Genomic DNA, 26,286 nt, shown 5'->3' with positions numbered 1-26,286 from the left:
TCGCATATCACAACAGGCATAACCATGAGAAAACAGCCACAACAGAAGCGGGCACGACTGATCGTGGACAATATCCTTGAAGCAACACAGCTCTGTATTGCAGAACATGGGTTGTTACAGGTAACCACACCCAAAATTGCTGAAAAATCAGGTGTCAGTGTTGGCTCTATTTATCAGTACTTCGAAAATAAAGAAGAAATCGTTCAGGAACTCCTGCGCCGTAAAAGTGAAAATCTTGGGCTGGCTCTGAAACAGCTGGCAACGGCTCAGGAGCAGCTGAAGCTTGAAGAAATCATTCCACTTAGTATTCAGTTCGGATTTGACATGATGAAAGCAGATGATGGTTTCTTTATAGAAATCCTGAAACACTGGCATGGTTATAACAACTCTGAAGCAGCTCAGATTCTGGAAAAACACTTTTTTGAGGTTGGCTTATATGTTTTTAACCGATTTTTTCAGCACTGGAACTTTGAAACTTTAAAGAATAAATCCTTTGTGATTATCAACAGTACACTTTTCACTATGATGAGATATGTCTCAAACAACAGTTTTCTTATTTCAGAACAACAGCTTAAGAAAGAATTAACATTGATGATTCTGGCGTATTTAAGTCAGGATTAAATATTTCTAAATAAAAATACATTATAAAACAGTAATTTAAATATTTTGTGGTTTGAAATATAAACACCCGTTTTAAATATTTTAAAAATAGGGTTGCACCGGTTCTGAAATGCTGTAGAATGCACATCCATCGGCGGTGATGAAGATTAAAACTTCTGATAAAACAGTGGCTTAGCATAGAATGGTTAAACTGGGTTTTAGAAAGAAAGTTTAAAATAATCTGAATTATATGTTGACTTTGAAGAGATTCAGAGTAATATAGCCGACCTAGCTTGATGCTGACGAAGCATCGAGAAGATCATTAAGAGAATATGAAGAACAACTTGTGTGGATTTTTACTGATTGATTGATCGAAATTATTTTCATTGATTGAATGGTTTAAATTACTCGAAGTTTATTTGAGAGAATTTGTCAGAAAATTGATGAGCCAAGATTGGTGCCCTTTAAGGCACTAGCAAGTATTAAACTGAAGAGTTTGATCATGGCTCAGATTGAACGCTGGCGGCAGGCTTAACACATGCAAGTCGAGCGGAGAGAGGTAGCTTGCTACTGATCTTAGCGGCGGACGGGTGAGTAATGCTTAGGAATCTGCCTATTAGTGGGGGACAACATTCCGAAAGGGATGCTAATACCGCATACGCCCTACGGGGGAAAGCAGGGGATCACTTGTGACCTTGCGCTAATAGATGAGCCTAAGTCGGATTAGCTAGTTGGTGGGGTAAAGGCCTACCAAGGCGACGATCTGTAGCGGGTCTGAGAGGATGATCCGCCACACTGGGACTGAGACACGGCCCAGACTCCTACGGGAGGCAGCAGTGGGGAATATTGGACAATGGGGGGAACCCTGATCCAGCCATGCCGCGTGTGTGAAGAAGGCCTTTTGGTTGTAAAGCACTTTAAGCGAGGAGGAGGCTACTCTGGTTAATACCCAGGGATAGTGGACGTTACTCGCAGAATAAGCACCGGCTAACTCTGTGCCAGCAGCCGCGGTAATACAGAGGGTGCGAGCGTTAATCGGATTTACTGGGCGTAAAGCGTACGTAGGCGGCTTTTTAAGTCGGATGTGAAATCCCTGAGCTTAACTTAGGAATTGCATTCGATACTGGGAAGCTAGAGTATGGGAGAGGATGGTAGAATTCCAGGTGTAGCGGTGAAATGCGTAGAGATCTGGAGGAATACCGATGGCGAAGGCAGCCATCTGGCCTAATACTGACGCTGAGGTACGAAAGCATGGGGAGCAAACAGGATTAGATACCCTGGTAGTCCATGCCGTAAACGATGTCTACTAGCCGTTGGGGCCTTTGAGGCTTTAGTGGCGCAGCTAACGCGATAAGTAGACCGCCTGGGGAGTACGGTCGCAAGACTAAAACTCAAATGAATTGACGGGGGCCCGCACAAGCGGTGGAGCATGTGGTTTAATTCGATGCAACGCGAAGAACCTTACCTGGTCTTGACATAGTAAGAACTTTCCAGAGATGGATTGGTGCCTTCGGGAACTTACATACAGGTGCTGCATGGCTGTCGTCAGCTCGTGTCGTGAGATGTTGGGTTAAGTCCCGCAACGAGCGCAACCCTTTTCCTTATTTGCCAGCACTTCGGGTGGGAACTTTAAGGATACTGCCAGTGACAAACTGGAGGAAGGCGGGGACGACGTCAAGTCATCATGGCCCTTACGACCAGGGCTACACACGTGCTACAATGGTCGGTACAAAGGGTTGCTACCTAGCGATAGGATGCTAATCTCAAAAAGCCGATCGTAGTCCGGATTGGAGTCTGCAACTCGACTCCATGAAGTCGGAATCGCTAGTAATCGCGGATCAGAATGCCGCGGTGAATACGTTCCCGGGCCTTGTACACACCGCCCGTCACACCATGGGAGTTTGTTGCACCAGAAGTAGGTAGTCTAACCGTAAGGAGGACGCTTACCACGGTGTGGCCGACGACTGGGGTGAAGTCGTAACAAGGTAGCCGTAGGGGAACCTGCGGCTGGATCACCTCCTTAACGAAAGATTGACGATTGGTAAGAATCCACAACAAGTTGTTCTTCATTGATGTATCTGAGGGTCTGTAGCTCAGTTGGTTAGAGCACACGCTTGATAAGCGTGGGGTCACAAGTTCAAGTCTTGTCAGACCCACCATTCTGACGAATCAGCACAGAAACAGATATATCGGGATCTTAACTGGGGACTTAGCTTAGTTGGTAGAGCGCCTGCTTTGCACGCAGGAGGTCAGGAGTTCGACTCTCCTAGTCTCCACCATCACATTAAGTGAAGTTCTGAATTATAGAATTTAGTGAATATGACATCATCTGATTTCAGTTTATTAAGTTCTGTGATTTATCACAGTTTGCTACCTGCTGACGAGGCGGTAGTTAATCATTAACAGCATATATTTGAGTTGAAATAAATTGTTCATACTCGTTTCAAGTAGGCAACTACAAGAAATGAGAAACTAGCGATTAAACTGAATCAAGCGTTTTGGTATATGAATCTAATTGAAGCTGTACAGTGATTAATTTCACAGACGCCAACTGTATGAGAGTGATGAGAAATCGTCGCGATCTGTTGCTCATCCTACTTGTAGGGATGAACGACTGTTTGGGGTTGTATAGTCAAGTAATTAAGTGCATGTGGTGGATGCCTTGGCAGTCAGAGGCGATGAAAGACGTAATAGCCTGCGATAAGCTCCGGGGAGGCGGCAAATATCCTTTGATCCGGAGATTTCTGAATGGGGAAACCCACCTGCTATAAGGCAGGTATCGTAACATGAATACATAGTGTTGCGAGGCGAACGAGGGGAAGTGAAACATCTCAGTACCCTTAGGAAAAGAAATCAATTGAGATTCCCTCAGTAGCGGCGAGCGAACGGGGAACAGCCCATTAAGTCATATAAGCTTTAGTGGAATGCTCTGGGAAGTGCAACCATAGTAGGTGATAGTCCTGTACGCGAAAGGGCTTATATGATGATGTCGAGTAGGGCGAGGCACGTGAAACCTTGTCTGAATATGGGGGGACCATCCTCCAAGGCTAAATACTCCTGACTGACCGATAGTGAACCAGTACCGTGAGGGAAAGGCGAAAAGAACCCCTGTGAGGGGAGTGAAACAGATCCTGAAACCGCATGCATACAAGCAGTGGGAGCCGACTTGTTCGGTGACTGCGTACCTTTTGTATAATGGGTCAGCGACTTACATTCAGTAGCAAGGTTAACCGTATAGGGGAGCCGTAGGGAAACCGAGTCTTAATAGGGCGTTCAGTTGCTGGGTGTAGACCCGAAACCGGGTGATCTATCCATGAGCAGGTTGAAGGTTGGGTAACACTAACTGGAGGACCGAACCCACTGTCGTTGAAAAGCCAGGGGATGACTTGTGGATAGGGGTGAAAGGCTAATCAAACTCGGTGATAGCTGGTTCTCCCCGAAAGCTATTTAGGTAGCGCCTCGGACGAATACCATTGGGGGTAGAGCACTGTTTCGGCTAGGGGGTCATCCCGACTTACCAAACCGATGCAAACTCCGAATACCAATGAGTACTATCCGGGAGACAGACTGCGGGTGCTAACGTCCGTAGTCAAGAGGAAAACAATCCAGACCGCCAGCTAAGGCCCCAAAATTATAGTTAAGTGGGAAACGATGTGGGAAGGCATAGACAGCTAGGAGGTTGGCTTAGAAGCAGCCACCCTTTAAAGAAAGCGTAATAGCTCACTAGTCGAGTCGGCCTGCGCGGAAGATGTAACGGGGCTAAAACTATATGCCGAAGCTGCGGATTTGCAATTTATTGCAAGTGGTAGGGGAGCGTTCTGTAAGCCGATGAAGGTGGATTGAGAAGTCTGCTGGAGGTATCAGAAGTGCGAATGCTGACGTGAGTAACGACAAAACGGGTGAAAAACCCGTTCGCTGAAAGACCAAGGGTTCCAGTCCAACGTTAATCGGGGCTGGGTGAGTCGACCCCTAAGGCGAGGCCGAGAGGCGTAGTCGATGGGAAACTGGTTAATATTCCAGTACTTGTGTGTAATGCGATGAGAGGACGGAGAAGGTTAAGTCAGCCTGGCGTTGGTTGTCCAGGTGGAAGGATGTAGGCATGTATCTTAGGCAAATCCGGGGTACTCTATGCTGAGATCTGATAGCAAGCTGTACTTGTACAGTGAAGTGGCTGATACCATACTTCCAGGAAAAGTCTCTAAGCTTCAGTTACACAGGAATCGTACCCGAAACCGACACAGGTGGTCAGGTCGAGTAGACCAAAGCGCTTGAGAGAACTCTGCTGAAGGAACTAGGCAAAATGGTACCGTAACTTCGGGAGAAGGTACGCTGCCGGCGGTGATGGGATTTACTCCCTGAGCGGCCAGCAGCCACAGAAACCAGGCCCCTGCAACTGTTTATTAAAAACATAGCACTCTGCAAACACGAAAGTGGACGTATAGGGTGTGATGCCTGCCCGGTGCTGGAAGGTTAATTGATGGGGTTAGCGTAAGCGAAGCTCTTGATCGAAGCCCCAGTAAACGGCGGCCGTAACTATAACGGTCCTAAGGTAGCGAAATTCCTTGTCGGGTAAGTTCCGACCTGCACGAATGGCATAATGATGGGGGCGCTGTCTCCAGCAGAGGCTCAGTGAAATCGAATTCGCCGTGAAGATGCGGTGTACCCGCGGCTAGACGGAAAGACCCCGTGAACCTTTACTGCAGCTTGACATTGAACTTTGATCTTACCTGTGTAGGATAGGTGGGAGGCTTTGAAGTAGTGACGCCAGTTGCTATGGAGCCATCCTTGAAATACCACCCTGGTAATATTGAGGTTCTAACTCTGTCCCGTTATCCGGGACGAGGACCATGTCTGGTGGGTAGTTTGACTGGGGCGGTCTCCTCCTAAAGAGTAACGGAGGAGTACGAAGGTGCGCTCAGCGTGGTCGGAAATCACGCGTAGAGTATAAAGGCAAAAGCGCGCTTAACTGCGAGACCCACAAGTCGAGCAGGTACGAAAGTAGGTCTTAGTGATCCGGTGGTTCTGTATGGAAGGGCCATCGCTCAACGGATAAAAGGTACTCTGGGGATAACAGGCTGATACCGCCCAAGAGTTCATATCGACGGCGGTGTTTGGCACCTCGATGTCGGCTCATCTCATCCTGGGGCTGAAGCAGGTCCCAAGGGTATGGCTGTTCGCCATTTAAAGAGGTACGCGAGCTGGGTTTAGAACGTCGTGAGACAGTTCGGTCCCTATCTACCGTGGGCGCTGGAAATTTGAGAGGATCTGCTCCTAGTACGAGAGGACCAGAGTGGACGAACCTCTGGTGTACCGGTTGTGACGCCAGTCGCATCGCCGGGTAGCTATGTTCGGAAGGGATAACCGCTGAAAGCATCTAAGCGGGAAGCCTACCTCAAGATAAGATTTCCCTAGGACTTTATGTCCTCTAAAGAGCCGTTGAAGACTACGACGTTGATAGGCTGGATGTGGAAGCACGGTGACGTGTGAAGCTGACCAGTACTAATTGCTCGTGAGGCTTGACTATACAACACCCAAACAGTTGTTGTATGAAGCTCAGTTGATTCGATATTCATCAGAATGACTTGATTCAGAATCGCAACAGTATGACAATGTTCCAACTCAGATAGAGCTGTTAATAACTCATTTGGAAAAAGCATTGGCATCTAAATAAGACCAAAGCAAGTATCCATAAACAGTTGTGCTGGCGACAATAGCAAGAGTGAACCACCTGATCCCTTCCCGAACTCAGAAGTGAAACCTCTTTGCGCTGATGGTAGTGTGGGGTTACCCATGTGAGAGTAAGTCATCGCCAGCTCATTATTCCTAAACACCCTCAATCATTTGATTGAGGGTGTTTTTTATTGTTCAAAAAATGAAAGGATTTAAAATAATTAAGGATATACATTAGTTTTTATAAAATATAAGGTGTTATAAATGGAAGAAAAAGTAGCTTGTTCAGAATGTAATACTTGGATTTTGATTGATACACCAACAAAAAATAACGGTCTATGTGTACCTTGTGCAAAAGGTTATAGGAAACAAATAGAAGAATCTAAAAAACGTTATCAAGATGATAAAAAATATAGAGACTCAGAAGAATATAGATATTGGGTAAATTTATCACAAAAGGTATCTTGTGTAGCTGATTTAAGAAACTTAGCTTTTGAAGAACAAGTCTATTTTGTTATAAATGTGTTGATTGGAGAAGTATTTAATGGTGGATTTTATCAGTATTTCGATAATAGTTCAGGAAATTATTATGCTGAAACACTACAAGCCTTAAATGAATTAAAAGCTTTTAAAAGTTTAGAATTATTGGAAAGTGCAAAAGTAATATTATTTGGTAGTCTGGATGTTCCAGATGATCGAGGGTTAAGATTTGATATATTAAATAGCAAAGGAGATGTAGAAAATATCGAATTAGATCAACTAGACAGGAGTTTTTGGGAATTTTCAGATCAACTTGATCAAAAAATACTTCAATTTGCTCAATTAAAAAAATTGTTTAAATTATTTGAGTGAATTCAGAATTATAAATAATTCTTCAAAATAATGGGATTACCAGATGTTGGTGTAATTGCAAAATCAGAAAAACTTTCGTTTAGAATTGAGAAAGATAAAGAAGGTAAATTCCTTTTGAATACGAACGAAAATGTTACGCGGGCGTTGAATAGATTTGGAATTATTGTCTAAATAAAAGAAAGCCCATCATTTTCATGGAATTTCTTTAACTTGATTTGTTAGGTAAACTTTTGTATTACCTAACTTTTAGTCTCTCTATACTTTATATCTTAGTGAATTGACCTCATTAGATATATTCGTCGATCTACACTGACATTTACATAAAAAAGAAGTTATCGATAACACCTAATGTTTTTAATGTAGTAATGCCCGAGATTAAAAACATGTGGAAATTAAAGACTGGCTCCTTTTATTCGATCATGTTCCTTGATATGCATTTAAGCGAAATGCAAAGTTTTGTCCAAATAACTGAGCGGTTTTAATATCGCCAATATCAAAAGCATCTGCTGCACTGGCATGTTCGGCTTGTGCCATAAGACCAGACCATGATCCGAGCCGGTTGGCTGCTTGCGTATACGGAACACCTTGATGTTGCTCAGGTAAAATAGGATTGCCGACCCATACCATACCGTGTTGCATCGAGAAGGTGAAAAGTGAAATCAGGGTTGATTGTTTATCCCCTGCAGGTAATGAGGAAACGGTAAACCCTGCGGCTAATTTTCCTTTAAATGCCTGCTTCTTCCATAATGGACCCGTGGTATCCATGAGTTGTTTAAAGGTGCCAGAGACACCACCGAGATAGGTTGGCGAACCCCAGATCAGTCCATCATAGTGACAAAGTAATTCAGATTGAGACATTAACTGCTCAGCGGTGAATAAATCAGCTTTAATCTGTTCGACTTGTGTTGCGCCAAGTTGAATCTGTTGAGCAATAAACTGAGTATGACCTTGGCGGCTATGATAAATAATGGCAATAGATTTCATGGTTTGACTCCTTATTGAAATAGTGCAAGTAGTTGGGCGCTGAGATATAAACCACAACCAAAGACACTGTGATTGATCAGACTTCTTAGCGCGTTGCGCAAAGGTTGTGCAGTTTTAGTAGAAGCAATCCCTGAGCCCATGGCAGGTTGCATGATCAGAAAAGGCATCAGAACCGTGATGAGACCAAAACAAAAGGCAGAATAAAATTGAGGCTGTAATAACCATGCTTTGCCTGTAATTAAAATAAAGCCAGATGCAAAGAGGGTACCGACACAGTAATGCGCCAGCCAACCCAGAGCATATTCATGTTGAATACCAGGACTTTGGGCAATTGATGTATGGGTGAATTTACCTTGAAATATCCAGCCGACCCAACGACCCAGCAACGCAAAATTGAGTGTCGGAAGATTGAATTTCTTTAAGATAAAAAGCCAGATATCCATGATCAGTGTGGCACCGATCCCTAAGCACAGGATTTGAAACAGCAGTTCCGCAGTTTTCATTTTTTCACCTTGATCTTTTCTGCACAAAACGCGATAAAGATAGTGTGCAAGTTAAAGTCAACTTGAAGTCAAGAGGTTTTATGGATATTGGAGAAGTGGCTAAACGGGCAAATATGGCGACGTCGACCTTACGTTTTTATGAGGAGAAGGGTTTAATTAAATCCATTGGTCGTCATGGACTGCGCCGACAGTATGGCAAGCAGGTTTTAGATCAATTGGCATTGATTGCTTTGGGACGGGCGGCAGGTTTTTCCTTAACTGAAATTGCGCAGATGTTTAGCCAGGAGGGACAGCCTGAATTAGATCGAGAAATGTTAAACCAGAAAGCTGAGCAACTGGAACAGATGACCCGACGTTTACATTTAATCAGTGAAGGACTGAGACATGCTGCGGTGTGTCCTGCAGAAAATCATATGCAGTGTCCGACCTTTCAAAAGTATTTAAAAGCAGCGATTGCGGGTGAATATCAACCAACTAAACTTGAGTAATACTGAGCCGATGCGCTTTATTTTCATTCAGTTCGCAACGTGTTGCGTTGCATTGTCATCTTTTCGCCATAAAGACTTCATTCTGGTGCAGTAAAAGCGTCATAAAAAACTGTTTATATTTGAGTCAATTTTGATCAAATGTATAAAGACCATGAACAGGAAAACTTTATTGACTCTATTTTGCTGTAGTGCTTTTGGTCTAACAGCATGCAATGACAATGAGGATGATTTCTCGCCTGAATCATCGGTTACAGTGCCTACTTTAGTTTCATTTGCTAAGCTTGACATTGAAACCTATGCTGCAGGACCGAATTCAGGTGCAGCAGTGAAAGGGGCAAATGGTATTTTCCCACCCTTTAAAGGTCAACCCGTCCAGGGTTTTTCAGGTGCTTTGAAAAATGGTGACGGGACGTACATGGTGATGGCGGACAATGGTTTTGGTACGCAAGATAATTCATCTGATTTTTTATTACGTATCTATCAGATTAAGCCTGATTTTCGTACTGAATCAACAGGTTCAGCAAAAGTTCAGGTGATGGACTTCATCCAGTTACGTGATCCTAACGGATTAATTCCATTCACCATTTTTAATCAGAACACAGTGGATAGGTTACTGACCGGTTCAGACTTTGATCCTGAATCCATTCAGAGAACAGAAGATGGAAGCTATTGGATCGGTGATGAATTTGGTCCATATTTACTGCATTTTGATAAAGATGGTGTGCTGCAGGATGCACCTTTTCCACTTCCTGATCCATTTAAAAAGGGCGCGGAACTGCGTTCACCACAGAATCAGTTCAATAAAGCCGATATAAATTATACAGAACCTTTGACGCAACAAAGCGGTGGCTTTGAAGGTATGGCTCTGAGTAAAAATGGCTTATATCTGTACCCTTTGCTGGAAAAACCTTTAAAAGGGCATGAGACTGAAAAAAAATTACTGATATTTCAGTTTGATTTACAGACAAAATCCTATACAGGAAAATTCTGGTATTTTCAGTTGAATCCCAAAGCCAGTAATATTGGTGATTTCCAGCTGTTTGATGATAAAAACGGTATTATTATTGAACGCGATGCGACACAAAACAGGCTGGATGGCTATAAAAAACTGATTAAAGTTGAACTGGGTGAGCCAGGAACAGTCGTCAGGCGCGAAGATCTGGTCGACTTGATGAATATTGCCAATCCGCATCATCTTTCTGGAACACCACGTAAAGGTGATATTGGTACAGGAAAGATATTTGCCTTCCCGTTTGAAACAATTGAAGACGTCATTATTGAAAATAATCACACTTTAACCGTGTTGAATGACAATAATTTTCCAGGATCATCTGGACGCAATGCTGAACGTGCCGATGATAATGAAATGATTCAGATTAAATTACCCAAAGCATTGTTCTGAAGTTGACAGAAATCCAGGCAGGATAAGATCAGCGGGTTTTACTGGCTGATCTTTTTTCACGATGTGAGAAACAGGCGTATAATGATCAGATACAGGGAGTCATTATGTCTGAATCAGCCGAAGCAGCAGCTTATATTGAATATGGAAGCCGGTCATTTCAGGCTGTTTTATTGTCCTTGTTCCTGGCAGGTTTCGCGGTATTTTCATCCTTGTACTGTGTACAGCCAATGATGCCTTTTCTGGCAAAATTCTTTGATGTCACACCCACACACAGTAGTTTTCCTCTGTCTTTTTCCACCATTGCACTCGCGCTGGGGCTGCTGTTCGCCGGCTTGATTTCAGATCGCTATGGCCGTAAACAGATCATGGTTATTTCACTGTTTGGCACTTCAGGTCTGTTGTTGCTCAGTTCCTTTTTACCTTACTGGGAGTTTTTCTTAGCCACCCGAATGATGGTGGGACTTGCAGTCAGTGGCGTTGCCTCAGTGGCAATGACTTATATTGGTGAGGAAATTGCCAGAAAAGATGTCGGTTTTGCCATGGGATTATATATTTCAGGTACGGCTATTGGAGGTATGAGTGGACGTCTGATTGCTGGGGTACTGCTGGATTATATTTCATGGCAGACCGCGACCATGATCATTGGTCTTTTAAACTTATGTATTGCTGTAATTTTTTATATAGCCTTGCCCGCATCTAAACATTTTGTCGCTTACCCGATTCAGTTCAAACGTTTCATTGAATCTTTTAAAAAAAATCTGGCAGATCATAAGCTTCGGTTATTGTTTGCCGAAGGTTTCATTCTCATGGGCTGTTTTGTTACGGTCTTTAACTATATGAGTTATCACCTGCTAGAACCTGAATTTGCACTGTCACAAACCTGGATTGGGTTGATATCCATTGCATATTTATCGGGTATTTACAGTTCACCTAAAGCAGCCGGATGGAGCCGCTCTTTTGGTCGGGGGAAAGTCCTGATGGCTATGTTCAGCAGTATGATTTTAGGTTTATGGATTATGCTGATTCCATCTTTATGGGCAATTTTAACAGGCTTACTGATTTTCACATTTTCATTTTTTGCAGCGCATTCGACCGCAAGCAGCTGGGTTTCAGTACAGTCACTGCAATACCGTGCCGTAGGTTCATCGTTATATTTATTTTGCTATTATCTGGGCTCCAGCTTCCTGGGTAGCAGCAGTGGACTGGTCTGGGAAGCATATGGCTGGCTGGGACTGACCATCACGATCAGTATAATTTTATGCGTGGGATTTCTCATCGCATACTGTTTAAGACTGCTGAATTTAAAAAATCCAACTGCTTAAGGCGTTGTGTATCGCTGAATAAAAGCAATACTGCTGTTACGAAGCTGATCCAAAGCTTCTTTTTCCACTGGATAATGCCCGCCACGTGGCAACATCACGATCTGATGTGGCACAGACAGATGTGCCATGACAGGCTGGCTCAGTTCAAGCGGAGTCCAGTGATCTTCGGCAGGCTGAGTCAGTAAAACGGGACATTGTGTAAAAGCAGTAATCGACATTTCTGGTTTGTAATTCATATAACTGCTCAGAAAACCAATGGACATGGCATTGCCCGCAGATGTTTTATCCTTCAGCATGATGTTTAAGGCTTCAGGATCATTGGTCAGTCTGGACATTTTTGAGACCAAGGACATTGGTAATGGTGTGCGGTTAATGATGGGCAGGGTTGCACCCAGTTTCATACCAGGAAGCAGTATCGGACTGAATCCACTGAAACGCATGGTTCCTTTTTTTACTTTCAGTTGCTGCTGATCCAGAAAGGTCATGCCAATCACGCCTTTGATATTTTTATTCTGCATGGCAACGTGCAGTGTCAGCATACCGCCAGCAGATAAACCATAGAGGAAAATGGGACGCTGGTCTTTCTCAGCTTCGGCATCAACAAAATCACTGACCACCTGTATCCAGTCCTCATAGCGAATGGCACTTTTGGAAGGATAGCTACTTAAACCATAACCTGGTAAATCCAGAGCCATCGTTTCATAGCCTGCCTGAGCCAATGGATGCCCCAGTACCAGACTCATCTGACGACCATTTGTTCCGACTCCATGCAGAAGTATGATTTTAGCTTTTGCCTCTGGATTAAGATAAGCATCGACATGAATTCTGTAGTTTTTCCAGCTCCAGAAAGATTCCTGTGGAAGGCTGTTTTCATTCAGTTGATATGAAGCAGGCATACGTTTCTGGAGGTTTTTCCAGGCATTCTGTTCTGTATAGAAATTTTCTTTAGAAACGGCAGCCCATCCAGAAGTGTTGAGACAGACCATAAATGCCATCAGCATACGTTTTATAAGCATGATGTATTTCTCTGTTTTATTATTTAATCCAATTTAAATCACGAAATATAAATCTGGAATGACTGAAATAATGAAGATCAGGATTTAAGGGTCAACACTGTATAATTGATAATAAAAAATTAATGATATCAATTTATTAAAATAGAAGCTTTCTGAACGGATGGTGTGTTGTGAAGGATAAGGGGAGAAAGGACCTTTAATATGGATATGTTTAATACGATCAATATTTATTGAGTGATGCTCAAGTGAAACAGTTGAGTTGCTGTGCTGAATATTGAAAATGATTAAAAATCCAGGGCTTATTGAATAAGGTGTATTTATCATTAAGCTCTGACAGAGGGGAGTGAACAGCATTAATTGAGAACTTTGTTTAATGAGTGATCACAGTGTATTTTTTATGTGATATGAAGCATATTTTATAAAGATAACTTTGATTTTATATAACAAAAGATAAAATATTATGAATTGAATCTAACTTGTGTTTAAATTTTAAGCAATTGATTATTATATAAAAAATTGAATTATTGGAAGATTTTTAAACTTCCGATAAACGGATTTGCTTTTTATTTTTGTTTCTTTTTATTATGAATTTGTTAATTTAGTTTATAGCCAAGGTGTACTGTGAAAAATATGAAATTTTTTATAATCGCATGTGGCTGTTTATTATTTTCTGGTTGTATGACAACAACGAAAACCGGAACTTTTGGGGCAGACCGTAAGCAGTTTATGGTGATTCCTGAAAAAGCATGGAAAGCTCAATCAGAACGTTCATATAAACGGTTCGTACAAAAAGCAAAAAATAGCCAGGTCATGGTTATTGATGCAAAACTGGATAAAGTGTTAAACAACATGAAGTCCCATGCTGAGTCATTCAGAACGGGTTCCAAAGCCTGGAACTGGGAAATTAATGCCAGTCTGAACGGTGAGCTGAATGCTTATGGTTTTCCGGGTGGAAAAGTCGTGATCAATACCGGTCTGTACTGGGGACTGGGTCTGAATGAAGATGAACTGGCATTTGTCGTTGCGCATGAAATGGCACATGCTTTACGTGATCATAACCGTGAAAAGGCATCCTTAATGGTGGCAAGTAATGTTGCCATGCTGTCTGCATCAGCTGGTCTGGGTGCGCTTGCTACAGTAGCAACGACAGTCACTTCTCAGACCGCTTATGTGCCTAAAGCCTGGACCATGGAATCTGAAGCTGATGTGCTGGGTCTGGAAATCATGGCAAATGCGGGATATAACCCAGAAGCAGCATTGAGTTTCTGGAAAAAATATCAGCAGGAAGAAGAACGTCGTAAAAAATACAATGTTTCCCCTCAGATGAGTGAAACACTGTTTACCAAGCGTATGGAGAATATCAGTAAATTTTTACCGGTAATGCAGGAAAAATATCTCCAGGCTAAAAACACAGGTGCGGATTCCTCCGTTTCACTGACAACACAGAATATTGTGAAATAGCAGTTTAACCATGAAAAATCAGCACCTGAAAAGGTGCTTTTTTATTGAATATTCTTTTTTTATTTTTTGTATAAATTATAATCAGACATGATGAATTGAATTCATGGTAAAATGATCAACTTTCATCTTAGATCTCTCCCGATCGCCATCTGCTAATCGAGATAAATAACCATGTCTACAGCTTATACTGCTCAGACAGCGCCAATTGCACTGTTTGATTACGACAAATATTGGGCGTCATGTTTTGAACCTGCGCCATTTTTGCCGATGTCACGCGAGGAAATGGATTTACTCGGTTGGGACAGTTGTGACTTTATTTTAGTCTGTGGTGATGCCTATATTGACCATCCGTCATTCTGTTCAGGCATCATCGGGCGTACTCTGGAAGCGCAAGGTTTCCGTGTCGGCATTATCGCGCAACCAGACTGGACATCGGCTGAAGCATTTAAAGTTTTAGGTAAGCCAAATATTGCGTGGGGTGTCACTGCGGGCAATATGGATTCAATGATCAACCGCTATACGGCAGACCGTAAAATCCGTTCTGATGATGCTTATTCTCCAGACAATCAACCGAATAAACGCCCAGACCGTGCTGCGACTGTGTACTGCCAGCGTTGCCGGGAAGCATTCCCAGATGTGCCTGTATTACTGGGTGGGATCGAAGCATCTTTACGCCGTATTGCACATTATGACTATTGGTCAGACAAAGTTCGCCGTTCAGTATTGATGGACTCAAAAGCCGATCTGTTGATGTATGGAAATGGCGAGCGTTCTATCGTTGAAGTAATGCATCGCCTTGCCAAAGGGCAAAAAATCCATGAAATCACCGATGTTCGTGGTACTGCATTTATTGTTAATAAAAATAACCGTGCTTCAAAAGCACACTTTGTTGAAATAGCATCGAATGATGTTGATTCGATTGGACGTGTAGATCCAATTATCAACCCCTATGTGATGACTGAAGATTTGGATGGTTGTGAAATTGAACAGGGTAAAGGCAATTCTTTAACGCAGTATCAAAATTTCCAGAAAGAACTGGTTGCCAATCCGATTGTCCGTGAAGGCGACAATCTGGATGAAAATACCCAGATTGTTCAGCTTCAACCTGCATCGAAAGCGATTAAACACAAATTACCGCCACGTGAGTTAGCGGTCATTCGTTTGCCTGCTTTTGAAGAGGTATCACAAGATCCTGTTTTATATGCACATGCCAACCGTATTCTTCATCTAGAAACCAACCCTGGTAATGCGCGCGCGATGGTTCAGAACCATGCAGGGCGTGATGTATGGCTGAATGCGCCACCGATTCCATTGACCACTGAAGAAATGGATTATGTGTTTGACTTGCCTTATGCACGTCTGCCACATCCTGCTTATGGTGAAGCACGCTTCCCTGCATTTGACATGATTAAATTCTCTGTGAATATCATGCGTGGCTGTTTTGGTGGTTGTACGTTCTGTTCGATTACAGAGCATGAAGGTCGTATTATCCAGAACCGTTCGGAAGAATCGATTCTGCGTGAAGTGGAAAAAATCCGTGATACCGCACCAGGTTTTACAGGCATCATTTCGGACTTGGGTGGTCCAACGGCAAATATGTACCGTCTGGCATGTAAAGATCCTGAGATTGAAAAGAACTGCCGTAAGCCATCGTGTGTATTCCCAGGTGTGTGCCAGAATTTGCATACCGATCATGCGCCGTTGACTCAGTTATATCGTAAGGCACGTGCATTAAAAGGCATCAAAAAGATTCTGATTGGTTCAGGTCTGCGTTATGACCTTGCTGTACTGAATCCTGAATATGTCAAAGAACTGGTACAGCACCATGTGGGTGGTTATTTAAAAATTGCCCCTGAACATACCGAAAAAGGTCCATTGTCGAAGATGATGAAACCGGGTATCGGGACCTATGACCGCTTCAAACAGATGTTTGATCGTTACAGTAAGGAAGCAGGTAAAGAACAGTATTTAATTCCGTACTTTATCGCAGCGCATCCTGGTACGACTGAATATGACATGATGAACCTTGCGATCTGGCTGAAAAAGAATGGTTTCCGTGCCGATCAGGTTCAGACCTTTTATCCATCGCCAATGGCAACAGCAACGACCATGTATTACACAGGTAAGAACCCGCTGGCAAAAGTGGCGCGTTATACTGAAAATGTTGACATCGTGAAAGGTGATAAGCGTCGTCGTATTCATAAAGCCTTCCTGCGCTATCATGATCCGAACAACTGGCCTTTGTTACGTGAAACCCTGAAAGAAATGGGGCGTGCCGATCTTATTGGTAACTCGAAACAGCATCTGATTCCGACTTATCAGCCTGCGGGCAGTGCTGATGGTCAGTATCAGTCTGCGCGTAAGAAAAACTCAACGGTGGATGGTGACTCGCAAAAGCGTAATGGTGAACAGGGGAATCGCACTAAAGCGGGACAAAGTCAGTCACGTCCGTCGAATACTAAAAAACGCCCTGAACGTGGTCAGATTCTGACGCAACATACAGGTTTACCACCACGTGAAACAGGTGACCGTAAAAAGTCATCGGGTGGTTCAAAACCTAAAGGAAAATCCAGATCTGGTGCATAAACACGGCTGAAAATAAAAAAGGGCACAGCGGTGCCCTTTTTTTATAAAAAGAACAGACGGCATAAAGTCGTTGAAATTGAATAAAAAATAATCATATGGTCTTATTTTGAGAATTTTAAACCCTACAATTCGTCGGAATTGTTCGACACTATGCTTAAATCTAATTGCATTCCGAATAAGGCTTAATATAAATTGAAACTGATGTTATTGACCTGAAGTTGACGCAGGAGTGACATTGACATTCTGAGCTGTATATTTTGCACAGGATTGTTGGGCTTTTATAATAATTTCGTCAATTGAAACGACTGTTTTTTGTTAGGACTCCCTTATAAGAACAATGCCTGTATATCGGGGAAAACATCGGTGTGATACCGAAAAGATTATAAGAATATGGATTTTTTAAAGGATTATGAAATGGCTATTTACATACTGACGGGGGTCTTGCTGCTGGGAATCGTTCTGATTATGGCAGTAAAAGGACTCGTAAACCGTAATAAGCAGCAGGATAGTGTGCTGAAACAAAGGGCTCTTTTTAATATACAGCAACAACTGACTTATACCCGTCTTCAGGAAATCATGCCGAAAAAATACACCATTCTTGTGCATGTTTCCTTTGATGCTTTACTGACAACCAAACTGCCAAGAACGCGCGATAAATACAGACATATGATCGCTGATTTTGTGGTGGTGGATGATAATCTTCAGGTGGTCTCCGTGATTGCCGTGGACGATGTTTCTGCATTGAAAAAAATGCGTGATGTTCAGTATGAGGATGATCTGCTCAGAATGGCAGGCTATCAGGTGATCCGCTATGATGATGTACCTGAATATCAACAGCTCAGACAGGACTTTAATCAGGATTATGGTCTAAGTGGAACTGAGCAGCCTGAAGAACAGAAGAAATTCAATTTTTATCCAAAAGTTGACCGTAAACTCAGAGTCATCGTTTAACACACAGGAAGCACTCAGGCTTCCTGATCTGGACGGACTGCAACAACAGTCATTTCCACGAGTACATCAGGCAGGTACATTTTTGCTTCCACACAGGTGCGGGGCAAAGCCTGAATGTCAGCGACCCAGGCATCCCACAGCTCATTAAATGCTGCATAATCCTGTTCAATATCCTTTAAATAAATAGTCACAGACAGAATGTGGCTTTTATCGGTTCCCGCATCTGCAAGAAACTGATCAATGATGTCCAGTGTCTGCTGGGTCTGTCCTTTAATATCCAGGCTGAGATCTGAAGCCAGTTGTCCAGCCAGGTGAACCAGATTGCCTGCAATGGCGATTTCTGAAAAACGCTTCGCAACATGTAAACGCTGTACAGTCATGGGAGTTCCTGAAATAAAACTTACAATGTCTGATTTTACGTGATCAGGAGCATTCTGCCTAATCTGTTTGTTATGCTTTGGTGCACTGTTTTTATTATTTTATCGTCTGTGTGCAGAGCGGACAGATGAACGTATTACCTGGAGTTTAATCAAAATATCAGGATGCAGGCGAATGGATTTCTGATGGATTTTGTATGAAGACAGAATGAGGTGAAATTCAGGACTGAGGGTTTACCCTGTTATTATTTTTCTGAGAGCCCTGCAATCTTCGGATTTGATCGTCACGCCAATCACAGGACAATATGCTGAAAGTAAAGATGATTTTCAGCATCTCTGTCAATGCATGGGTAATGCATTGCGGGGAATAGAGTACGCTATTTTTTAAGCACTTTGCGAAGAATTTGGTGTCTTTGTGTTCTTTTGGTCAATAAATAGACTTTTATGGGGTAAATGCCGAAAACTACCATAGACAGAGCTGAGGCTGGTCCTGCTGTTCGGTCAGTTGATACAGTCCAACACCGACCAGGCGGAACTGAAAATGGGCGGGAATCTGCATTTCATCCAGTAACTGATGAATGACCTCCTGCATTTCCTGCTGTGAATTCAGTGCCAGTTTAAAACTTTTACTGTGCTGTAAAACCTGGAAGTTTTTCAGTTTCAGTTTGACTGTTACGCCACGTGCCTGCATCTGCTTTTTTTCCAGACTCTGCCAGACACGTTCAATCAGACCCTCCCAGTACACAGCGCACTGGATCAGAGTCAGATCATCATCAAAGGTGGTTTCTTTGGAAATCTGCTGGCGCTGACGTTCAGCCTGAACTGGGCGCTCATCTATCCCCTGAGCGTATAAAAAGAGTTGCTTGCCATATTTGCCAAAGTGGTGGATCAGGACATTTTCTTCTATCTGCTGTAAGTCACCCAATGTTTCCAGATTCAGGCTTTTCAGCTTTTCCTGAGTGACTTTGCCGACACCTGGAATTTTTTTAAGGGGCAGATCATGAATAAAATGCTGAACCTGACTGGGTTTAATAATGCAGATGCCATTGGGTTTGTTCCAGTCGGAAGCAACTTTTGCAAGAAATTTGTTGGGTGCAACACCTGCTGATGCAGTCAGCCCTGTGATTTTGAAAATATCGGCACGAATCCGCTGAGCAACTTCTGTGGCACTGGGGATATTCTGTAGATTTTCAGTAACATCCAGATAGGCTTCATCCAGCGAAAGGGGTTCAATGAGTGGTGTATATTGCTGGAAAATTTCATGAATCTGCTGAGAAACGGTACGATATTTATCAAAATGAGGTTCAATCACCACAACGTGCGGACAGAGTTTTTTTGCCTGTGACATGGACATGGCGGAACGCAGTCCGAACTTACGGGCAGGATAGGATGCCGCAGCAATCACCGCCCGTGGATGGTGTGAAGAAATCACAACAGGCAGATGCTGAAGGTCGGGGCGTTCCCGAAGCTCTACAGATGCAAAGAATGCATCCATATCAATGTGAATGATTTTTCTCATGAATCACACAGTGTTTTAACGCTGTGTGATTATTCTAACCGATTATCAGGGAAGTTCATGCCCCTTCAGGATTTACTGAACAGGGTAAGCGACAGGTTGTGTCAGGATGACAGCTTTTGCATGCTGTTTTTCAGTAAAATCAATCAGTGTCTGCATGCTTTTTGAAGTATTGTCAGCCACATAAGGCAGGAACTCCAAAGGCTGCTTCAGTGGCAGTGCTTCCCAGAAGTTATCCCAGTGAACAGGAATAACCACTTTGGGTTTGAGCATGGCAATAGTCTGTTCCAGATAGTGCTGCTGATAGTCAGGACTTTGCCTGGAGAGTTGGGCAATGCCTAAAAACAGGGTATTCACTTTAATATGTTTCAGCTGATCGGGCATGATACCTGTACTGGCTTTCACCAGTATTTTCTTTCCTTTATGTTCAATCAGATAATCAAAGCTGTGACCTTCCTTAAACGCTGAAAAACGGGCAGGCTGTTGCAGTGGGTGGCTGATCACTTCGCCCAGATCATTGTTTACCGCAGTAGGTGGGGTATGCTGAGAAGGCAGCGCCGTGACACGGAAATCTCCGAACTGCATGGCGTGTAAGGGCTGAATCAACACTAACTGATTCTCTGCAATCTGAGCACCACGGGCAATATTCAGTGTGCTTTCCGAGCCGACGATTCTGACCGGTAACTGCGTCCCCAGTTCAGCAATATCCAGTGCATGGTCATAGTGTGAATGTGAAATCAGGACGGCACTCAGACGTTTTAAATCATAGTCTTTAATCATGCGCTGAATCAGTTCAGGATCACTCCGTACAGGTCTGAACAGCGTCTGTGACAAAGAGGGGCGGGTAAAAAAACCATCAATCAACAGCTGATCTTTGCCATCATCAAACAGCAGTGTCGATACACCAAAAAATCGGACAGTCAGCTGATCAGAAGATGATCCAGCTCTGGAAGCTGTTTTGATGTCGGGCTGATACATCCATGCTTTGAACTGCTGTACATGCCCGGATGGCTGCAGCAGAAAGGTCATTATGGCAATCAGGCTGAACACCAGCAGGCTGAGCGTGATGGTAATGGTTTTTTTCAGATTCATTGTTCATCCATGCAACACAGTATTTTTGTTATGTACGTTTTTTATTTTACAGGAAGCTGTACCGGACTTTTCATCGGATAGATCCCATTTTTTTCAAGAAAACTCAGCCATTCGTATTCATCACCATAAAATACATTGAGATCGACATCGGTGCTGATGCCGTTTATTTTCCCCTGACTGGTATGCTGCCAGAAAGTCCATGCGGGATTGCCTTTCAGGTCAGGTTGACCGTTATATTCACGAACCCATAAAGGTGTCTGTTTAAATTCACCTGCGAGGATAATGTTGTAAAACGATTTTGAAATATAGAAAACAGGCTGTTTGCCATAGTGTGCATGCAGTCGGTCATGCATGAGCTGAATTTCCTGCAGCAATTGTTCTCTGGTATAGGTGTTGATACATTTGCTGTCATATTCGAGGTCTATGACTGGTGGCAGGGCATCGGGCTTACGGGGAACGGTCTCAATGAAGTTCTGCGCCTGTACCGCACCATCCCGACACAGACGGTAAAAATGATAAGCACCGACTAAAAAGCCATTTTCTCTGGCCTGTAACCAGTTGTCCTGAAATTTACGGTCTTTAAAGTCGCCACCTTCAGTTGCTTTCAGGTAAATAAATCGGTATTGCTGTGGGGAAATTTTCTTCCATTGAATGTCTCCCTGATGGTGTGAGAGATCAAAGCCTTTGACGGTATATTCCTGTGCAGATGCAGGGTTGTGATGGAAAACAAAAACATAGAGTACAATCGCCAGACAGCATAAACCTGCACCAATACATGACGCATAGAGTGCATGTTTTTTATGGCTGTTGACCTTTTTTTTCATATGTACCGTTCCGTCACTGAGCTGTTCATCATACGCTGAACCGGTTTATCAGACCACACCGTTCAGGAAAGCCGATTTTAAACAGCGGTATCTTTGGGAATATGCCAGAAAATCATGACAGTGATCAGATTGATACAGCCCAGGCAGATCAGCGTTGCATGAAAAGCGGTGGTCATCTGTTCAGTGCCGAAATATGCCGTGAAAATATTGATCAGTGTCCCCGCCAGTGCAATTCCGATACTCATGGACAGCATCATGATCATGGACAGGAAACTGTTGCCACTGCTGGCCTCCTGCTGAGGCAGGTCTTTCAGTGTCAGGGTGTTCATGGAGACAAACTGCAGTGAATTCAGTACACCAAAAATAAAGAAGTGCAGCGCACGTAACCATACAGGAGTTTCCGCCGTGGTCAGGGCAAAACTGGCAATACAGGCACCGACCAGCAAGGTGTTGACCAGCAGGACTTTACGGTAACCAAAATACTGAATCAGAGGGCGGACGACAGGTTTGGATGCCAGTGAGCCGAGTACGGTGGGTATCATCATCAACCCGGTGATAAAAGGTTCAAATCCGAAAGCCACCTGAAGCATCAGGGGCATCAGAAACGGCATGGCATTGCCACCAAAGCGGGCAAAGAAATTACCTAAAATACCAATCGCATAAATTTTATTTTTAAACAGTTTACTGCGGAATAAAGCATTCTGATGAGTATGGGCATGCCAGGCATACAGTGCAGCGGTTAAAAGTCCCGTGATAAACAATGCAGCACTGACCCAAAGGGGATACTGCGTGCTGGCAAAGTTTTCAATGCCCAGTGACAGCCCCACCATGGCGACCAGCAGTAACAGAAAACCACTGAAATCAAAACGGGGAACAGTCGGTTCAGTGACATTGGGCATGGCTTTAAAGGTGATCAGACAACCGAGGATGCCCATAGGCAGATTGATCAGGAAGATCCAGTGCCAGGTGGCAACCTCGACCATCCATCCGCCAAGTGTCGGTCCAATCAGTGGACCCACCAGACCTGCCAGGCTCATCAGGCTCATGGCAGACAGGAACTGTGTCCGTGGAATCAGCTTCAGCATGGCGAGACGACCGACAGGCAGCAGCAGCGCACCACCAATGCCCTGTATGACCCTGAAAAACAGCAGTTCATTCAGACTGCTGGACCAGGCACAGCCTAATGATGCCAAAGTAAAAATGACAATGGATGCAAAATAGGTGTTCCGGACACCAAAGCGGTCTGCCAGCCAGCCACTGAGGGGAATACTTGCTGCAACAGACAGAACATAAGCCACAACAACACTGTGCATCTGTAACGGGTCTTCATTCAGGCTGGCTGCCATTGCAGGAATGGCAGTATTGACAATGGTGGTGTCCAGTGCCTGCATGAAAAAGCCAATAGAAACAAGCAGAACCAGCAGTCGGTACTCAGGTTGCAGTGCCTGGTGTGTGGGCGTGGTGTTCATATCTGTTAAAAGGTCATGTTTTATCAGTATTTTAAAGTAACACTCGGATGAATGCTGTAGCAAAATTTTAAGATCAGATACTGGTGTAACTGCAACAGAACTGACATGAAACCGTCATGGCTATGACATGAGATGTTTATAAATTGTTCATAATTTATAAAATTGTCAGGAAAAACAGAATGAAAGCAAAAATGACGGTGCTTGCCACCATGCTGATGGTGGGTTTAAGCGCATGTAATGACAGCGATGAGAGCAATAACAATACTGCCACCATTACACCACCGGTCGTTGAGGAAGTCACACCTGAGAGTATTTCACTCAGTCTGCTTGGACGTTATGAAACGGGTGTATTTGCTGAAAGTGCTGCTGAAATTCCTGCCTATGATGCGGCAACAAAACGTGCATTTGTGGTCAATGCAAAAAAAGGTCTGGTGGAAGTACTTGATATTTCAAAACCTGAAACGCCATTACATATCGGTGACTTATCTGCACGTGATGTACTGGCAGACTCCGAAGTCAATTCGGTTGCCGTAAAAAATGGTATTGTCGCGCTGGCTGTTCAGGCAAAAGTGAAAACTGATACCGGGATTGTGGCATTTTACAGTGCTAAAGATCTTAAATTTATCAGCAAAGTCGATGTCGGGGCTTTGCCTGATATGCTGACATTCAGTCCAGATGGAAAAACCGTTGTGGTTGCCAATGAAGCTGAACCTAATGACGACTACAGCATAGATCCAGAAGGCTCAGTCAGTATTATTAATGTCACAGATATTACGAAACCGACAGCCGTTGTTGCTGATTTTAAAGCCTGGAACAGTAAAAAAGCAGAACTGATTCAGTCCGGTGTCCGTATCACGGGGCCGAAAGCGACCGTTGCTCAGGATCTGGAACCTGAATACATCACGATCAGTGATGATGGCAAAACCGCATGGGCAACTCTGCAGGAAAATAATGCCCTGGCAAAAATTGATTTAACCACTCAGAAAGTAACGGACATTTTTGCACTGGGCTATAAAGATCATGGTCTGGCGGGTAATGAGCTGGATGTCAGCGATAAAGATAAGAAAATTAATATTCAGACATGGAGTGGACTGGTTGGGATGTATCAGCCAGACAGCATTGCGCAATATCAAAGCAACGGTGCAACGTATCTGGTGACCGCCAACGAAGGTGACAGCCGTGAATGGTTCACGGATGAAGATGCCTATCTTGCAGGAGATGCAACTAAAGGTTTCATTGAAGTCATCAGAATGAAGCATTTGTTCAATGTTAAAGGTTTCAATACAAAGGGTGATTATCCTGCGCATTTACAGCAGATTGCGGTTGGTGTAAAAGGTGCAAAACTGGACCCTGCTGTTTTTTCCTACTGTGGTGCAACCGCAACGGATCCTGGTTTATGCCGTGATGATGCTCAGCTTGGGCGTCTGAATATTGCCTGGAATATGGGATATGAAACCCATGCTGACGGTTCTGCAAAACTGGATGCCAATGGTCTGCTGACCTATAAAAAACTGTATGCCTATGGAGCGCGTTCTTTCAGTATATGGAATACGCAGGGACAGCAGGTATGGGATTCTGGCAGCGAGTTTGAACGTAAGGTTGCAGAACTGGTGCCTGACTACTTCAACAGTGATCATGAAGCAGCGGCTTTTGATGACCGCAGTGACAACAAAGGACCAGAACCTGAAGGTCTGACCGTCGGGACGATCGGTAAAAAGACCTTTGCCTTTATCGGGCTGGAACGTCAGAGCGGAATTATGGTGTATGACATCAGCAATCCGCAGAAACCTGCCTTTGTTCAGTATTTCAGTACCCGTGATTTTAAAGCAGCGGAGTCATTGAAACAGGGTGATCTGGGACCGGAAGGACTGGTTTTTGTTCCGGCTAAAGACTCTCCTAATGCTAAGCCGATGCTGATTGTCGGCAATGAAGTCAGTGGCAGTACCGCACTGTACCAGATCAATCTGAAATAGATTTCAGTCACGCAGTTTCAGAAAAAGGAGCAGCTGTCTGCTCCTTTTTACATTTCAGTTCCAGAATCAAAAAAGGGTAGGCAAATAGATAAAAGTGGCTTAACCTCGCAGACTTTAAAGATGAAAAACGTTTTTTATGTCTGAAATACGGGGAATGGCGGGATGAGCATTGAACTGTTGATGATTGTTGGGTTCTGTCTTGCAGCGTATTCGATTGTGGGGAATGACGTTCCTCAGACTCTGGGGACATTTATCTCGTCCAATGCACACCGCCCGTGGTGGGTGCTGTGGCTGTACACCAGTACAATTCTGAGCGTAGTTCTGATGTACGGCTGGTGGGTTTCAGGAACAGGTGATGCATCCTACGGACGGCTTGAAACCATTCCGTTTCCCGCAGAGGGCATGACCTGGCTGTATATTGTGCCGCCCGTACTGCTGCTGTTTCTGACCCGGTTCGGTATTCCTGTCAGTACCACATTTTTAGTGCTCACCATTTTTTCTCCGAGCAGTTTAAGCTCCATGCTGACCAAGTCCATGCTGGGTTATGCCGTGGCATTTGTGGTTGCCATACTGGTGTACCGTTTTGTCATTAAAACAGTGACCATCTATTTCAGCCAGACCCGTGATCAGCCAGCATCCAGCACCTGGATCGGCATTCAGTGGGTTTCGACCGGCTTTCTGTGGAGTCAGTGGCTGATCCAGGATCTGGCGAATATTTTTGTCTATGTGCCACGTGCCGTACCTTTCTGGTTCATGCTGTTTGCCATTGCTGTTTTTGTCGTTTTACTGGGCGTGGTGTTTTATCAGCGTGGCGGAGCCATCCAGAATATCATTGATACCAAAACAGGGGTGCAGGATGTCCGTTCAGCCACGATTATTGACTTCATTTATGCGTTGATTCTGCTGGTCTTCAAGGAAATGAGCAATATTCCAATGAGTACCACCTGGGTATTCCTGGGGCTGCTGGCGGGACGTGAATTTGCCATGTCCATGCATCTGGTCAGTGTCAGTAAACACCGTACTTCACGAAATGTCAGTAAAGATGCTTTTAAACTGCTGATCGGTTTATTGATGAGTATTCTGCTGGCGACGACATTACCGTGGCTGTATGCATGGGTGGAGTCATTCAGATAGTGCCGAATACGCCATCGGTCTGATAAATTCAGGGATAAATCAAAAAAAGGGCAGATCTGCCCTTTT

18 protein-coding genes, 2 tRNA genes and 3 rRNA genes are annotated in these 26,286 nt (G+C 43.8%); 15 read left to right on the top strand and 8 right to left on the bottom strand.

All coding sequences use genetic code 11. From position 1 onward, the window contains the following. Positions 1-24: 24 nt before the first annotated feature. The 7 genes from CDG61_RS16555 (at position 25) to CDG61_RS16520 (ending at position 7,122) form a co-directional block, all read left to right on the top strand. A complete protein-coding gene (locus CDG61_RS16555; RefSeq protein ID WP_087514168.1) occupies positions 25-621 on the top strand; it encodes a TetR/AcrR family transcriptional regulator in 597 nt (198 codons plus the stop codon). Between the two features lie 463 nt (positions 622-1,084). Continuing rightward, positions 1,085-2,623: ribosomal RNA gene (locus CDG61_RS16545) — 16S ribosomal RNA — on the top strand. A gap of 59 nt (positions 2,624-2,682) precedes the next feature. After that, positions 2,683-2,759, top strand: a tRNA-Ile gene (locus CDG61_RS16540). A gap of 44 nt (positions 2,760-2,803) precedes the next feature. Continuing rightward, positions 2,804-2,879: transfer RNA gene (locus CDG61_RS16535), tRNA-Ala, on the top strand. A gap of 351 nt (positions 2,880-3,230) precedes the next feature. After that, positions 3,231-6,124, top strand: a 23S ribosomal RNA gene (locus tag CDG61_RS16530). Positions 6,125-6,300: 176 nt separating this feature from the next. Further along, positions 6,301-6,415: ribosomal RNA gene (gene rrf / locus CDG61_RS16525) — 5S ribosomal RNA — on the top strand. Together the 16S, 23S and 5S rRNA genes with 2 tRNA genes alongside form the textbook arrangement of a ribosomal RNA operon. A 119-nt stretch (positions 6,416-6,534) precedes the next feature. Further along, positions 6,535-7,122 (top strand): DMP19 family protein, encoded by a 588-nt coding sequence (locus CDG61_RS16520; protein WP_087551552.1) that lies wholly within the window; start codon positions 6,535-6,537, stop codon positions 7,120-7,122. Between the two features lie 417 nt (positions 7,123-7,539). Here the strand turns inward: CDG61_RS16520 and CDG61_RS16515 are convergent, their stop codons facing one another. Beyond that, positions 7,540-8,106, bottom strand: a complete 567-nt coding sequence (locus tag CDG61_RS16515; protein WP_087551551.1) for a flavodoxin family protein — start codon at positions 8,104-8,106, stop codon at positions 7,540-7,542. A gap of 11 nt (positions 8,107-8,117) precedes the next feature. Then, on the bottom strand, positions 8,118-8,609 hold the full coding sequence (locus CDG61_RS16510; RefSeq protein ID WP_087551550.1) for a DUF2938 domain-containing protein: 492 nt from the start codon (positions 8,607-8,609) through the stop codon (positions 8,118-8,120). Between the two features lie 80 nt (positions 8,610-8,689). On the opposite strand from CDG61_RS16510, the gene CDG61_RS16505 reads away from it, so the two are divergent. The 3 genes from CDG61_RS16505 (at position 8,690) to CDG61_RS16495 (ending at position 11,821) form a co-directional block, all read left to right on the top strand. Continuing rightward, entirely contained in the window at positions 8,690-9,097 is a 408-nt protein-coding gene (locus tag CDG61_RS16505; protein ID WP_087551549.1) for a helix-turn-helix domain-containing protein, read from the top strand. 151 nt (positions 9,098-9,248) lie between these two features. Next, positions 9,249-10,499: an esterase-like activity of phytase family protein gene (locus tag CDG61_RS16500; protein ID WP_087551548.1), complete on the top strand. Its 1,251-nt coding sequence runs from the start codon at positions 9,249-9,251 to the stop codon at positions 10,497-10,499. A gap of 104 nt (positions 10,500-10,603) precedes the next feature. Further along, positions 10,604-11,821: an MFS transporter gene (locus CDG61_RS16495; RefSeq protein WP_087551547.1), complete on the top strand. Its 1,218-nt coding sequence runs from the start codon at positions 10,604-10,606 to the stop codon at positions 11,819-11,821. Here CDG61_RS16495 and CDG61_RS16490 read toward each other — a convergent pair. Beyond that, a complete protein-coding gene (locus CDG61_RS16490) occupies positions 11,818-12,837 on the bottom strand; it encodes an alpha/beta hydrolase (protein WP_205671794.1) in 1,020 nt (339 codons plus the stop codon). The genes CDG61_RS16495 and CDG61_RS16490 overlap by 4 nt on opposite strands. 678 nt (positions 12,838-13,515) lie before the next feature. On the opposite strand from CDG61_RS16490, the gene CDG61_RS16485 reads away from it, so the two are divergent. From CDG61_RS16485 to CDG61_RS16475, 3 genes are all read left to right on the top strand, one after another. Beyond that, on the top strand, positions 13,516-14,298 hold the full coding sequence (locus CDG61_RS16485; RefSeq protein ID WP_228199592.1) for a M48 family metallopeptidase: 783 nt from the start codon (positions 13,516-13,518) through the stop codon (positions 14,296-14,298). A 171-nt stretch (positions 14,299-14,469) separates the two neighbouring features. Next, positions 14,470-16,884: a YgiQ family radical SAM protein gene (locus CDG61_RS16480; RefSeq protein WP_087551545.1), complete on the top strand. Its 2,415-nt coding sequence runs from the start codon at positions 14,470-14,472 to the stop codon at positions 16,882-16,884. Positions 16,885-17,298: 414 nt separating this feature from the next. Then, the gene (locus CDG61_RS16475) at positions 17,299-17,835 is read left to right on the top strand and encodes a DUF2726 domain-containing protein (RefSeq protein ID WP_087551544.1); all 537 of its coding nucleotides are present in this window, start codon (positions 17,299-17,301) and stop codon (positions 17,833-17,835) included. A 14-nt stretch (positions 17,836-17,849) separates the two neighbouring features. Here CDG61_RS16475 and CDG61_RS16470 read toward each other — a convergent pair whose 3' ends face one another. The 5 genes from CDG61_RS16470 to mdtD all read right to left on the bottom strand — a co-directional run bounded on the left by CDG61_RS16470 (position 17,850) and on the right by mdtD (position 23,113). Beyond that, on the bottom strand, positions 17,850-18,215 hold the full coding sequence (locus CDG61_RS16470) for a RidA family protein (protein ID WP_087513534.1): 366 nt from the start codon (positions 18,213-18,215) through the stop codon (positions 17,850-17,852). Positions 18,216-18,675: 460 nt separating this feature from the next. After that, complete coding sequence (gene dinB / locus CDG61_RS16465) at positions 18,676-19,731, bottom strand: DNA polymerase IV (RefSeq protein WP_087551543.1); 1,056 nt, start codon at positions 19,729-19,731, stop codon at positions 18,676-18,678. Between the two features lie 72 nt (positions 19,732-19,803). Then, on the bottom strand, positions 19,804-20,820 hold the full coding sequence (locus tag CDG61_RS16460) for an MBL fold metallo-hydrolase (RefSeq protein ID WP_087551542.1): 1,017 nt from the start codon (positions 20,818-20,820) through the stop codon (positions 19,804-19,806). 41 nt (positions 20,821-20,861) lie between these two features. Further along, entirely contained in the window at positions 20,862-21,644 is a 783-nt protein-coding gene (locus CDG61_RS16455) for a GH25 family lysozyme (protein ID WP_087551541.1), read from the bottom strand. Between the two features lie 77 nt (positions 21,645-21,721). After that, the gene (gene mdtD / locus CDG61_RS16450) at positions 21,722-23,113 is read right to left on the bottom strand and encodes a multidrug transporter subunit MdtD (protein ID WP_087551540.1); all 1,392 of its coding nucleotides are present in this window, start codon (positions 23,111-23,113) and stop codon (positions 21,722-21,724) included. A 179-nt stretch (positions 23,114-23,292) separates the two neighbouring features. On the opposite strand from mdtD, the gene CDG61_RS16445 reads away from it, so the two are divergent. Together CDG61_RS16445 and CDG61_RS16440 are read left to right on the top strand one after the other, a co-directional pair. Further along, positions 23,293-25,086, top strand: a complete 1,794-nt coding sequence (locus CDG61_RS16445; RefSeq protein ID WP_087551539.1) for a choice-of-anchor I family protein — start codon at positions 23,293-23,295, stop codon at positions 25,084-25,086. Positions 25,087-25,248: 162 nt separating this feature from the next. Next, on the top strand, positions 25,249-26,220 hold the full coding sequence (locus CDG61_RS16440; RefSeq protein ID WP_087513540.1) for a hypothetical protein: 972 nt from the start codon (positions 25,249-25,251) through the stop codon (positions 26,218-26,220). The last annotated feature ends 66 nt before the right edge of the window (positions 26,221-26,286 follow it).

The sequence above is a fragment of the Acinetobacter sp. WCHAc010052 genome, assembly GCF_002165295.2.
Classification (GTDB): domain Bacteria; phylum Pseudomonadota; class Gammaproteobacteria; order Pseudomonadales; family Moraxellaceae; genus Acinetobacter; species Acinetobacter chinensis.
This window is presented reverse-complemented; position numbering and strand designations above follow the sequence as displayed.

Bases quoted from the DNA above. Each gene is read 5' to 3' on its own strand.
- CDG61_RS16555 (WP_087514168.1), top strand. From the start codon at position 25: ATGAGAAAACAGCCACAACAGAAGCGGGCACGACTGATCGTGGACAAT.
- CDG61_RS16520 (WP_087551552.1), top strand. From the start codon at position 6,535: ATGGAAGAAAAAGTAGCTTGTTCAGAATGTAATACTTGGATTTTGATT.
- CDG61_RS16515 (WP_087551551.1), bottom strand. From the start codon at position 8,106: ATGAAATCTATTGCCATTATTTATCATAGCCGCCAAGGTCATACTCAG.
- CDG61_RS16510 (WP_087551550.1), bottom strand. From the start codon at position 8,609: ATGAAAACTGCGGAACTGCTGTTTCAAATCCTGTGCTTAGGGATCGGT.
- CDG61_RS16505 (WP_087551549.1), top strand. From the start codon at position 8,690: ATGGATATTGGAGAAGTGGCTAAACGGGCAAATATGGCGACGTCGACC.
- CDG61_RS16500 (WP_087551548.1), top strand. From the start codon at position 9,249: ATGAACAGGAAAACTTTATTGACTCTATTTTGCTGTAGTGCTTTTGGT.
- CDG61_RS16495 (WP_087551547.1), top strand. From the start codon at position 10,604: ATGTCTGAATCAGCCGAAGCAGCAGCTTATATTGAATATGGAAGCCGG.
- CDG61_RS16490 (WP_205671794.1), bottom strand. From the start codon at position 12,837: ATGCTTATAAAACGTATGCTGATGGCATTTATGGTCTGTCTCAACACT.
- CDG61_RS16485 (WP_228199592.1), top strand. From the start codon at position 13,516: ATGACAACAACGAAAACCGGAACTTTTGGGGCAGACCGTAAGCAGTTT.
- CDG61_RS16480 (WP_087551545.1), top strand. From the start codon at position 14,470: ATGTCTACAGCTTATACTGCTCAGACAGCGCCAATTGCACTGTTTGAT.
- CDG61_RS16475 (WP_087551544.1), top strand. From the start codon at position 17,299: ATGGCTATTTACATACTGACGGGGGTCTTGCTGCTGGGAATCGTTCTG.
- CDG61_RS16470 (WP_087513534.1), bottom strand. From the start codon at position 18,215: ATGACTGTACAGCGTTTACATGTTGCGAAGCGTTTTTCAGAAATCGCC.
- dinB (WP_087551543.1), bottom strand. From the start codon at position 19,731: ATGAGAAAAATCATTCACATTGATATGGATGCATTCTTTGCATCTGTA.
- CDG61_RS16460 (WP_087551542.1), bottom strand. From the start codon at position 20,820: ATGAATCTGAAAAAAACCATTACCATCACGCTCAGCCTGCTGGTGTTC.
- CDG61_RS16455 (WP_087551541.1), bottom strand. From the start codon at position 21,644: ATGAAAAAAAAGGTCAACAGCCATAAAAAACATGCACTCTATGCGTCA.
- mdtD (WP_087551540.1), bottom strand. From the start codon at position 23,113: ATGAACACCACGCCCACACACCAGGCACTGCAACCTGAGTACCGACTG.
- CDG61_RS16445 (WP_087551539.1), top strand. From the start codon at position 23,293: ATGAAAGCAAAAATGACGGTGCTTGCCACCATGCTGATGGTGGGTTTA.
- CDG61_RS16440 (WP_087513540.1), top strand. From the start codon at position 25,249: ATGAGCATTGAACTGTTGATGATTGTTGGGTTCTGTCTTGCAGCGTAT.